Below are 12,040 nucleotides of genomic sequence, written 5' to 3' on the forward strand. Positions count from 1 at the left end.
TAACTAGAAATATATTGGCCCAATTTGATGACATAAGATTTTTTAATGATGCCGAGGTGAATATTGCGCTTCAAAGTGCAGTGCGTCACCCAATGATTAAAACTCTATTTCAATATACTTTTCCAGACATGCCTTATGAAGAGGTCAAGGAAATCGTGTTGAATTGTAAATCGATTAATGATTTTCAACGAGATGTGATTAGGGAATCTGTAATGAGAATTTTAAAAGAAAGTTCTGCGGGATTAACAACTTCAGGATTTGAGAATTTAGAAAAAGATCAGTCTTATCTGTATATTTCAAATCATAGAGATATTATATTAGATACTTGTTTGCTTAATGTGAAACTGTTTGATCATGATTTAATTAGAACAGCCAGTGCCATTGGTGATAATCTCGTGCAACGACCATTTGTTAATGCGTTAAGTAAATTGACACGTAATTTTATTGTTAAAAGAGGTGTAGGTCCACGAGAAACCTTGTTAAGTAGTAAAAAGCTAAGTGAATACATCAGGACATTACTCCAAGAAGAGAATAGAAGTGTATGGATTGCGCAAAGGCAAGGAAGGACTAAAGATGGTAATGATGTAACCGAACAAGGGGTGCTTAAAATGATTGGCCTTGCGTCTGGTAATATGCCAGTGCATGAGTATCTTAATGATCTTAAAATAGTGCCGGTAAGTATTTCTTATGAATATGATCCTACTGATATATTAAAAGTGCCAGAATTATTAGCGAAAGCTGCTGAAGAGGAGTATATCAAGTCAGAGAATGAGGACTTCAATAGTATTTTAAAAGGAGCTTTAGGGCAAAAAAAACATATACACATTGCAGCTGGAAAACCTCTAATCTTCTCAAATGATACGGCTGCAGGCACTAATCAAGTTTTACAACAAATAGTAAGTCAGCTGGATGATACTATACAATCTAATTATAAATTATGGCCTACTAATTACGTAGCTTATGATTTAGTGTCAAACAAAAAGAAATATGGCGAGTATTATACGGATCAAGATCTAGCTTATTTTGAACGCCGTTTGCGACTCAGAGTTAATGTTGAAGATGAGAAAGCCGTAGAAAGTTTTCTAATGATGTATGCTAGACCTGTCTTTAATAAGGAAAAACTGGCGGTTGTAGATGAAGCCTAGAATACTTCTTATATACACTGGTGGTACTATTGGGATGATTAAAGATCCAGAAACAGGTGCTTTAAAATCTTTTGACTTTACTGAGCTACTATTCCATATACCAGAACTTAAGCAATTGGATTGTCAGATAGAAACTACTTCTTTTGATGAACCTATTGATTCTTCTGATATGGATTTGGGTTACTGGAAGATTCTGGGTGATATAATTAATGCAAAATATGATGACTATCACGGTTTTGTAGTGTTGCATGGTAGTGATACTATGTCGCATACTGGTAGCGCATTGAGTTTTATGTTTGAAAATCTTACTAAGCCAGTGATATTAACGGGATCACAACTTCCTATAGGAGATTTGCGAACAGATGCCAAGGAAAATCTGATTACGAGTATTCAGTTGGCGAGTGAATGGGATAATGATGAGCCTATAATAAAAGAGGTGTGCGTGTATTTTGAATACCAATTATATCGAGCAAATCGAACAGCTAAAATGAATGCAGAGCATTTTGAAGCTTTTAGCTCTCCTAATTATCCGCCGCTAGCCATAAGTGGTGTTCATTTAAATATTGATAGACAGTTGTTATGGAAAGGTGGTTTTGATCGCGTATCGATGGCAAAAAAAGATTCCTTAGAATTGAGTCCGCTTAAAATGATATATAGACCCGAAATGGACTCTAAAGTTGTGGTGCTGAAGTTATTTCCTGGAATTACCAAAGAGGTGGTTAAGGCTATATGTGAAATAGAAAGTTTGCGCGGTATAATTCTAGAAACTTATGGTAGCGGTAATGCTCCTACTTCAAGTTGGTTTATAGACGCATTAAAGCAAGCCTTGACGAAGGATGTTAGAATCGTTAATGTAACGCAATGCCGTGGCGGTGCAGTTGATATGGGGAAATATGAAACCAGTGTAGCCTTAAAAAAATTAGGCATGGTGTCAGGTTATGATATTACTACAGAGGCTGCGCTTGCTAAAATGATGTATTTGTTAGCATATATGCCAGAAACTGGTGATTTTAAAAAATATTTTGAAACTTCATTAAGAGGAGAGATAAGTGTTTAAAATATTCTTATGATAAGGTTAATTTTTTGTAATCTTGTCGTCAATTAGAGAGGTGGCCGAGTGGTCGAAGGCGCACGCCTGGAAAGCGTGTAAACGGCAACGTTTCGAGGGTTCGAATCCCTTCCTCTCTGCAAAAACCCTTCTTGTCTTCATGGCTTGAAGGGTTTTTTATTGTACCGTCTTATTAATTATATCGGAGTATTTATGCTTGTTTTCTCTATAATTCAAGTCTTATGGAGAAAGATTTCGTTACTTCAAAAGCCGTTATTTTGCTGTTATTCAGAAGTTAGGCTTGTTAATTAATAATAATTAACATTGGTATAATAATAGAAGTTCTGTTTTTTGAGAGATAAATTATATATTTACCCCTTGACTCGAAAATTCAAATAAATCAATAAATCTTAAAATGAAACGATCACTTTCAATTTTGTTCATGGCTGTAGTAATGATGTTAGGTCTATCTACAACTGCAAATGCTAGCACAACTGCAACTACAACTAGCGCAATTACAACTATTATTTCTCAGGATGACGATGCTTCGGCTAACGTTACTGAAGAGATCACATTCCACCAAGAGCTTAAAAAGCGTTTTATAGAAGGTGGTCCAGTATTCATGTCATTTGTATTGATATGTCTTATTTTAGGTTTAGCAATCGCTATCGAAAGAATTATTTATTTAAATCTTTCTACTACTAACTCTAAGAAATTAGCAGCACAAGTAGAAGACGCTCTTAAGAGTGGTGGTGTTGAAGCGGCTAAAGAGGTTTGTAGAAATACAAAAGGACCTGTTGCTTCTATTTACTATCAAGGTCTTGATAGAGCAGACGAAAGTGTTGAAGCGGCAGAGAAAGCTGTTGTAGCTTACGGTGGTGTTCAAATGGGACAGTTAGAGAAAAATGTTTCTTGGGTTTCTTTATTTATCGCACTAGCACCGATGCTTGGTTTCATGGGTACGGTATTAGGTATGATTGATGCTTTTGATAATATCCAGTCTGCTGGAGCTATGGAGCCTGCACTTGTGGCTGGTGGTATTAAAGTAGCACTATTAACAACTGTATTTGGTCTTATCGTAGCGATTATACTTCAAATCTTTTATAATTACATCGTTGCAAAAATCGATAGTATTGTAAACGACATGGAGGATGCTTCTATAACACTTATTGATATTCTTGTAGACTACAAGAATGGAAAGCTGTAATTAACCCTTTAAACCAGATTTAAATCATGGTATTACATAAAGTATTTAAATATCTAGCGCTTTTGCTGTGTGTTATCGCAGCTGGTTTCTTTCTCTATACGATTTCGGTAGGAGATGAGGCTATCCAAGCAGAAGCAGCAGATTTAACAAATGATGGTGCGTTGCAAAATGCGACACTGGCACCTATGATGTATCTAGCATATGCGGTAATGGCTATTACTGTCGGTCTAGTTTTATTCTTTGTTTTGAAAGGGATTTTTAGTAGCCCAGCTGTATTAAAGCGTTCTTTAATATCAGTTGGTATACTTGTTGCTATTTGTTTAATAGCATATTTCGGTTTTGCAGATGATGCAGTAACTGATCCTGGAACTGGACAATTAGTGATGTTAGATGAAGGTGAACCATTAACGGCAGACACTTCTAAATTAGTAGGAGCTTCTATCTATACTTTCTATATCGTCGCTGTTCTTGCAGTAGGTTCAATTTTGTGGACTGGAGTAAGCAAATTATTAAATAGATAAATTATGGCTAGAAGAGCAGCACCTGAGGTAAATGCAGGATCAATGGCAGATATTGCCTTCCTACTTTTGATTTTCTTCCTAGTAACTACTACTATTGAAGTTGATAGTGGGATTGTAAGTAAGCTGCCGCCAGAAGTTGATGAGAAGACTCCACCACCACCAGTTAAGAAGAAAAATATTTTTCAGGTTTTGGTGAATAAGGACAATCAACTATTAGTTGAAGAAGAGTTAATGGAGTTGAAGGATTTAACTGATGCCGCAGTAGCGTTTATAGATAACGGTGGTGGTGAAGGTAAAAGTGGATGTGCTTATTGTGAGGGCGAAAGAAGTCCTGATTCATCTGATAATCCTAAAAAAGCCATTGTTTCTTTAGTTAATGATAGACAAGCAACTTATAATTATTACATAACTGTAACTAATGAGTTGGTAAGGGCTTATACGATACTTAGAAACCGCGCGGCAACGCAACGTTATGGTGAGACTTATGAATCTATGTATGCTAGATATAAGGATACACAAGAGGCAGATAAGGAGACACCTGAGTATTTAGAGTTAGAGAAAAGATTAGACGTCATAAGAGAGCTTTATCCAAGAAATCTTTCTGAGGCAGAACCACAAGTAGCAGGATAATATGTCAAAGTTTAATAAGAAAAAGAGTGGTGATTTACCACCAGTATCGACAGCATCTTTACCAGATATCGTATTCATGCTTTTATTTTTCTTCATGGTTGCAACCGTGATGAGAGATGATGAGATGCTTGTAGAAAATCAATTACCTGCCGCAAATCAAGTGGAGAAGTTAGAAGATAAAAATAAACTGGTTAATATTTATATAGGTAAGCCAGGTGTTAATTATCAGAAAACCTTCGGTACTAGTGATGTGGTGCAATTAGGTGATAAAATTTCTCGTGTTGATGATGTGTATAATTACGTTAACACTAAAAGATCTGCAATGCCAGAAAATTTACAAGATCAGATGATGGTATCTTTAAAGGTTGATAGAAATGCAAAAGTAGGTGTTCTTACTGATGTGAAGCAAGAATTAAGAAAAGCGCAAGCACTTAAAATTACTTACACTTCTAATCAAGGTGATCCAATGAATAACATAAAGAGAAGATAATAATTCTCTTATTCATATCTAGAAGCCGTTTCTTATTGAAACGGCTTTTTTTATTAGCGACGTTTCAAATTCATATCTTTACTACATGAAACAACTTATGATTCTATTAGGTCTTTTAATGACCTTTTCTGGAAATGCACAAAGTAGTGAGGATGATAGAAAGGAAAACGCTATTCCTACTGTTGTCGATTCTCTGTATAGAGAAGATCAGTTCTACATAGGCTTATCTTTTAATCTTATCAATAATGAACCGGCAGATTTTACACAAAATGGATTTTCCGGAGGTTTACATTTAGGCTTTATCAGAGATATGCCTCTTAATAAACGTCGTAATAAAGCGATAGGCGTTGGGCTGGGCTTCTCTACTAACACTTATAATTCAAACCTGTTTATAGGTGAAGATGAGGATGGTAATTCCATATACTCCATCTTGGATTCCGATGTTGATTATAAATCAAATAGATTGAATACTAATTTAATTGAAATGCCTATTCAATATAGATGGAGAACTTCTACAGCAACTAAGTATAATTTCTGGCGTATTTACACTGGTATTAAACTAGGTTATATTTATTATTATAAAGCGCGATTTGAACAAGCTAATAACACTGTAGTACAAACTAGTATTCCAGAACTTAACAAGTTTAGGTACTCCGCAACTCTTACTTTGGGGAATGGTAGTTTTAACGCTTTTGTTCAATACAATTTAAATACGTTATTCGATAAATCAGCCCAGATTAATGGAGAGTCTGTCAACTTGCAGCCTATAAAATTTGGGATAGAATTTTATTTATTATAAGAAGTATATGCCTGTCGTTATTTGTGCAATCAGTCCAGTAATGAAACCAAAGAGTAATTCATGACCTTTATGTGCCTTCATGGATAATCTAGATGTTGCTGTTAATCCAGAAAGTATAAATAGAATTGCTATTGATAGTACTGATGGTGTCTCAATGCTCGCGTGCAGCATGATGCTAAATCCTATTACTCCACCCATCGCCATCATATGTAAGCTCAATTTATAATGTGCTATAGTCATAACAAAGGCTACAATCGTTGCAATGAGTACACCAACAAAAAAATAGTAAAGAGGTAAATCAGTGAAGTCATTAAAGCCACCTCTTATTAAAATAAGCAATAAGATAGCATATGTGGCTAGCGGTGTACGTCGTTCTCTAATATTTGGTAGGTGAATGCTTTTAACTACTCCTAACAGCTTTAAAATGGCAAATATTAGCATCGGAAGAACAGCCGTTAATACTAGAATTAAATACATTTTCAATTCTATAATCGTACCGTCGGTGAAGGACACATTTAAAAAGTACCATAAAGCAACAACTGCTGGGACAAATAATGGGTTAACTAGATAACTCCAGAACCTCAAAAAACCTTTCATGACTTTCTTTTAAATTTCCTTGCGTAAGCGTGCGACAGGAATGTCTAATTGCTCTCTATATTTTGCAACAGTACGCCTTGCTATAGGATATCCCTTTTCTTTAAGCAGTTCTGCTAGTTTTTGATCGGTCAATGGCTTTCTCTTACTTTCTTCACCTATAACGGTTTCTAGTATTTTTTTAATTTCTCTAGTAGATACTTCTTCACCATCAGAATTGGTCATGGATTCAGAAAAGAATTCTTTAATCAATTTAGTACCGTACGGTGTGTCTACATATTTAGAATTTGCTACTCGTGACACGGTTGACACATCCATTCCTATTTCGTCTGCAATATCTTTAAGAATCATCGGTCTTAAATTACGTTCATCACCTGTTAAGAAATATTCTTTCTGATAATACATAATAGAGGACATAGTCATAAAAAGTGTTTCCTGACGTTGTTTAATAGCCTCAATGAACCATTTTGCGCCATCTAACTTTTGTTTAATGAACATAACGGCATCCTTTTGGGATTTACTTTTTTCTTTAGCCTCTTTGTAACCTTTTAACATGTTAGAGTAATCTCTAGAGACATGCAATTCTGGCGCGTTACGACCATTCAAAGTAAGTTCTAATTCACCATCTTTAATACGAATTGTAAAATCAGGAACTACTTGTTCCACCATTCTGGTGCTACCACCAGCATAGGCACTACCAGGTTTAGGGTTCAAGTGTTCTATTTCTTCTATAGCATCACGCAGCTCATCTTCATCAATATGGTATTTTTCTAGTATTTTTTTATAATGCTTTTTACTAAATGCGTCAAATGATTCACCTACTAACTTCATCGCTAGCTCAGTGCTTTCATTATTACGCTTTCGCGAAAGCTGAATTAATAAACACTCTTGTAAATCACGAGCTCCTACACCAGCAGGATCTAGCTGTTGTACCACTTTTAGAACTTGTTCAACTTCTAAGACATCTGTGTAGATGTTCATGGTAAAAGCGAGGTCGTCTGCGATGTCTTCCATGGATCTACGGATGTATCCACTATTATCTATGCTACCTACTAAAAATTGAGCTATTCCATAGTGTTGCTCGCTTAATCTTCTTGTATTTAATTGATCAGTTAAAGATTGTGTAAATGATGTCCCAGAGGCATATGGAATACTTTTCTCATCGTCATCTGCACTGTAATTATTTGCTTGAGTTCTGTATTCTGGTATATCATCATCACTTAGGTATTCATCGACGTTGATATCTGCTTCAATAGTGTCGTTCTCGTCCCCATATTCATCTTGATTAGAGAACTCATCATAATCGTCATCTAGACTGTCTTTACTATCATCTAGGGCAGGATTCTCTTCTAACTCTTGTTTAACACGTTGTTCAAATGCCTGTGTAGGCAATTGAATCAACTTCATCAACTGGATTTGTTGAGGAGAAAGCTTTTGTGATAGCTTGAAATTTAACGACTGTCTAAGCATGGGATTATTAATTACCTAGTAAAAATAACAAAAGCCTTATTTATAAAGGCAGTTTGTTTATTAAATATAAACTAATACTGGTGTAGGGTACTTAATTAAAAATAAAGTCCCAAAACCAGAGTATGGTTTTGGGACTTAGTAAATGTTATGCGATAATTATTTAAAACTCTGCATTTCCAGGTGTTCTAGGATAAGGTATTACATCTCTAATGTTGCTCATTCCTGTAACAAACATTACTAATCTTTCAAATCCAAGACCAAAACCACTATGTGTAACACTACCGAACTTTCGTGTTTCTAAATACCACCATAGTTCTTCTTCAGGAATGCCCATGGTGTCCATTTTATCTTTAAGTACCTCATAACGTTCTTCACGTTGTGATCCACCTATTATTTCACCTATACCTGGGAATAAAATATCCATAGCTCTCACCGTTTCACGACCTTCACTATCTGGGTCATTTAATCTCATGTAAAATGCTTTAATGTCTGCAGGATAATCAAATAAAATTACTGGGCATTCAAAATGCTTTTCAACAAGGTAACGCTCGTGTTCACTTTGTAAATCTGCGCCCCATTCTTCAATAAGATATTTAAACTTCTTTTTCTTATTGGGCTTAGAACTTTTTAAAATATCAATAGCTTCGGTATAGGAAACTCGTTTAAAATTATTTTTAAGAATAAACTCTAGTTTCTTGCGCAACTCCATAGGGCTACGTTCAGCTTGTGGTTTACTTTTGTCTTCTTGTATTAACCTGTTTTCAAGGAAATCTAAATCGTCTTTACAGTTGTCCAGTGCATATTTTACTACTGATTTGATAAAGTCTTCTGATAGATCCATGTTTGCATCCAGATCGTTAAATGCAACCTCAGGCTCTATCATCCAAAATTCTGCAAGGTGTCTAGAGGTGTTTGAGTTTTCTGCTCTAAAAGTAGGGCCAAAAGTATATACCTGTCCTAATCCCATAGCATATGTCTCAGCTTCTAGTTGACCAGAAACAGTAAGGTTAGATTCTTTTTCAAAGAAATCTTGTTTGTAGTCTATGTTTCCGTCCTCATCGAGCGGTGGATTCTTTGGGTCTAAAGTTGATAATCGGAACATTTCGCCGGCTCCTTCTGCATCACTACCGGTAATTATAGGTGTGTGTGCTTGATAAAATCCATTTTCTTGAAAGTACTTGTGGACTGCAAAAGATAATGCAGCACGCACTCTCATCACTGCGCCAAAGGTGTTAGTACGCACTCTTAAATGTGCCTGCTCACGTAGTGTTTCAAGTTTGTGACGTTTAGGAGATAGAATTGTTTTTGCAACTTCTTCTGGATCTGCTGTACCTAATATGGTAACATTTTTTGCTTGTAGTTCAACACGCTGGCCGCTTCCTGCGCTTTCTACTAGAGTACCAGTTACGGCAACCGCTGCCGCTACATTAACTTGGTCTAGAAGAGTGCGTTCAAAGTTATCTGGCTCAATAACACACTGTAAATTATGAATGGTAGATCCGTCGTTTAATGCGATGAATCGATCGTTTCTAAAACTACGTACCCAACCTTTTACAGTAATCTCCTGCATGCTAGGTTCTGCTTGCAATAATGCGGCAATTCTTTGATGTTGCATTCTCGATTTTTTAAGAACAGCAAATATAATTTTTATGACATGGAATGCCAATGATTATCAAAGGGATTGTTGTGATAATGCTTACGCGAAAGCAAAATATTAATTACTCTTGCTCATCATCACCATCTTTATGGATGATAGGTATAGGTAGTTTCTTAAAGGTGCGCTCATTTGCAATACTACGTTCTAGTGATAAAAGCATACTAGGAAGTAATAATAGGTTAGAAAGCATTGCAAATAATAATGTGGCACTGACTAATGCACCTAGCGCCACTGTGCCGCCAAAGCTAGAAATTGTAAATGTTGAAAATCCAAAGAACAATACAATAGAAGTGTAAAACATGCTGACACCCGTTTCTCTTAAAGCTGCATAAACTGATTTCTTAACACGCCACTTATTGGCTATTAATTCTTGTCTATATTTTGCCAAGAAGTGAATGGTGTCATCTACAGATATACCAAAGGCTATCGAGAATACTAAAATAGTTGATGGTTTTATAGGGACACCTAGGTAGCCCATTAAGCCAGCTGTAATAATTAATGGTAAAATATTAGGTACTAGCGAGACTAGAATCATGCGCACAGACTTAAACATCCATGCCATAAAGAGAGCAATAAGGATAATGGCAAGGGTAAGTGATATGATTAAATTATTAATCAGGTAATTCGTTCCTTTTTGAAACACGAGTGCTTTACCTGTTAATAAAACTTCATACTTCTCCTCAGGGAAAACCTTAGCAATTTCATCACGTAAATCCTCTTCTACACGTTCCATGCGATCTGTTCCCATGTCTTTCATAAACGTCGTTATGCGTGCATATTGGCCTGTACTATCTACATAGCTTTTCATAAGCATGGCATCACCACCGCTATCATCCAATAGTGTAGAAATACCAACGCGTTCATAGGTAGTTGGTAGGTCATAAAATTCTGGGTCACCACCATAAAATGCCTGTTTAGTATATTTTACTATACTTACGATAGACATAGGTCTAGACAGCTCTGGTGTTTCAATAATATGAGCCTCAAGTTCATCTAGTTTTTTAAGTGTCTTGGCCTTAGAAACTCCTTTTTTGCTTTTAGTATTTACCACTATTTCTAGCGGCATGATACCGTCAAAACTTTCTTCAAAGAATTTAATGTCTTTATAAAATTGCATAGACTTGGGCATGTCTTCTATAAGGCTACCAGAAACTCTTATTTGATACATTCCTATTATAGAAATAACTAATACAATCAAGCTGGTAATGTATATAGCAATACGATTTTCCTTTACCATGCGCTCTGTCCAGTCTACAAATGTACCTATCCAGCGCTTTCTTAAATGCTCTAGATGTCTATCTTTAGGAACTGGTAGATAGCTGTATATGATAGGGATTATCATTAAGCTTAAAAGAAAAATGGAAACGATACATATAGAGGCTACGATTCCGAATTCACTCAGTAGTGTACTGTCGGTAAAGATAAATGTAGCAAATCCACTAGCTGTAGTAAGATTAGTCATTAAGGTCGCATTACCTACTTTGGTAATCACACGTTGAAGTGATTTAGCTTGGTTCCCATGTTCTTTAATTTCTTGTTGGTATTTATTAATTAAGAAAATACAGTTAGGGATTCCTATAACAATAATTAATGGCGGTATGAGAGCGGTCAATACAGTAATCTCATAGTTAAGCAATCCTAGAAAACCGAAAGCCCACATCACACCTATAATCACAGTGACTATAGATATAAAGGTAGCTCTCCATGATCTAAAGAAGAAAAAGAAAATTGCTGATGTAATAAGTAGTGCTGCTAGTAAAAACATACTTATCTCATCAACTATATTCTGTGAGTTTAACGTCCTGATATATGGCATTCCAGAAACTCTTAATTCTGATAGACCGTGATTTTCTTTATAATCCTCAATAAGTGGATTGAATTTCTCAAGTACAAACTCTTTTCTGATAGAGCTATTTACGATATCCTTTTTGATGTAAATCGCTGTTCTAAGAACTGAGTCTTTTTCACTGAATATAAGGTTGCGATAAAATGGCAACTCTCCAAATAGCTTTGTTTTATATGCTGAGAGCTCTTCTTTAGATGTTAAAGGAGCTTTAGATAACTGCTCTATAATAAACTTAGAGGCGTCATCAGATTTTTTAAGTACTGGAAGGTTAGATGTAGATAGAACAAGTTCTACTTCATCATATTTTTCAATAGAGTCGGCAAGTGAGTTCCAAGCGTTAAAATCTTCATACGTGAGAAGGTCACTATTTTTTATACCTAGAATAATTAAGTTTCCTTCTTCACCAAATTTTTCTAGAAACTGCCTGTATTCTTGATTTACAGGATGGTTGTCAGGTAACAGATTTGCCTCAGAATGGGTAAATCGCATATTACTCCATTGGGTAGCAAGACCGATGGTGGCCAGAATTATAAGGCCTAAAAGAATCTCTCGATTACGCAAAATGATTCTTGCGATGCCATTCCAAAACGAAAAACTAAATAACTTTTGCATAGTCCTTTAACAGGGCTGCAA

The 12,040-nt window shown here is 35.7% G+C and carries 11 protein-coding genes and 1 tRNA gene; 8 read left to right on the forward strand and 4 right to left on the reverse strand.

The window, feature by feature from the left end:
* The first annotated feature begins 14 nt into the window (after window positions 1–14).
* The 8 genes from IL45_RS11405 to IL45_RS11440 all read left to right on the forward strand — a co-directional run bounded on the left by IL45_RS11405 (window position 15) and on the right by IL45_RS11440 (window position 5,840).
* Entirely contained in the window at window positions 15–1,145 is a 1,131-nt protein-coding gene (locus IL45_RS11405) for a 1-acyl-sn-glycerol-3-phosphate acyltransferase (protein WP_036584015.1), read from the forward strand.
* Window positions 1,135–2,202 (forward strand): asparaginase, encoded by a 1,068-nt coding sequence (locus IL45_RS11410; RefSeq protein ID WP_036584018.1) that lies wholly within the window; start codon window positions 1,135–1,137, stop codon window positions 2,200–2,202. Before IL45_RS11405 ends, IL45_RS11410 begins: the two co-directional genes overlap by 11 nt.
* A 46-nt stretch (window positions 2,203–2,248) precedes the next feature.
* A tRNA-Ser gene (locus tag IL45_RS11415) sits at window positions 2,249–2,333 on the forward strand.
* 275 nt (window positions 2,334–2,608) lie between these two features.
* Window positions 2,609–3,400, forward strand: a complete 792-nt coding sequence (locus IL45_RS11420) for a MotA/TolQ/ExbB proton channel family protein (protein WP_006796119.1) — start codon at window positions 2,609–2,611, stop codon at window positions 3,398–3,400.
* Between the two features lie 26 nt (window positions 3,401–3,426).
* On the forward strand, window positions 3,427–3,921 hold the full coding sequence (locus tag IL45_RS11425) for a hypothetical protein (protein ID WP_036584025.1): 495 nt from the start codon (window positions 3,427–3,429) through the stop codon (window positions 3,919–3,921).
* A gap of 3 nt (window positions 3,922–3,924) precedes the next feature.
* The gene (locus tag IL45_RS11430) at window positions 3,925–4,551 is read left to right on the forward strand and encodes an ExbD/TolR family protein (RefSeq protein ID WP_036584028.1); all 627 of its coding nucleotides are present in this window, start codon (window positions 3,925–3,927) and stop codon (window positions 4,549–4,551) included.
* Between the two features lies 1 nt (window position 4,552).
* A complete protein-coding gene (locus IL45_RS11435) occupies window positions 4,553–5,041 on the forward strand; it encodes an ExbD/TolR family protein (RefSeq protein WP_006796116.1) in 489 nt (162 codons plus the stop codon).
* A gap of 85 nt (window positions 5,042–5,126) precedes the next feature.
* Window positions 5,127–5,840 carry a porin family protein gene (locus IL45_RS11440; RefSeq protein WP_036584031.1) on the forward strand — a complete coding sequence of 238 codons (714 nt, stop codon included), beginning with the start codon at window positions 5,127–5,129 and terminating at the stop codon, window positions 5,838–5,840.
* Here IL45_RS11440 and IL45_RS11445 read toward each other — a convergent pair.
* The 4 genes from IL45_RS11445 to IL45_RS11460 all read right to left on the reverse strand — a co-directional run bounded on the left by IL45_RS11445 (window position 5,835) and on the right by IL45_RS11460 (window position 12,019).
* Window positions 5,835–6,437 (reverse strand): hypothetical protein, encoded by a 603-nt coding sequence (locus IL45_RS11445; protein WP_036584033.1) that lies wholly within the window; start codon window positions 6,435–6,437, stop codon window positions 5,835–5,837. The two genes, IL45_RS11440 and IL45_RS11445, sit on opposite strands and share 6 nt — an antisense overlap.
* A 9-nt stretch (window positions 6,438–6,446) precedes the next feature.
* Complete coding sequence (rpoN, locus tag IL45_RS11450; protein ID WP_036584035.1) at window positions 6,447–7,904, reverse strand: RNA polymerase factor sigma-54; 1,458 nt, start codon at window positions 7,902–7,904, stop codon at window positions 6,447–6,449.
* Window positions 7,905–8,064: 160 nt separating this feature from the next.
* Window positions 8,065–9,519: an asparagine--tRNA ligase gene (gene asnS / locus IL45_RS11455; protein ID WP_036584037.1), complete on the reverse strand. Its 1,455-nt coding sequence runs from the start codon at window positions 9,517–9,519 to the stop codon at window positions 8,065–8,067.
* A 103-nt stretch (window positions 9,520–9,622) separates the two neighbouring features.
* Window positions 9,623–12,019: an efflux RND transporter permease subunit gene (locus IL45_RS11460; RefSeq protein ID WP_036584041.1), complete on the reverse strand. Its 2,397-nt coding sequence runs from the start codon at window positions 12,017–12,019 to the stop codon at window positions 9,623–9,625.
* Window positions 12,020–12,040 lie beyond the last annotated feature (21 nt).

The organism is Nonlabens ulvanivorans (assembly GCF_000732625.1).
In the GTDB taxonomy this organism is placed as follows: domain Bacteria; phylum Bacteroidota; class Bacteroidia; order Flavobacteriales; family Flavobacteriaceae; genus Nonlabens; species Nonlabens ulvanivorans.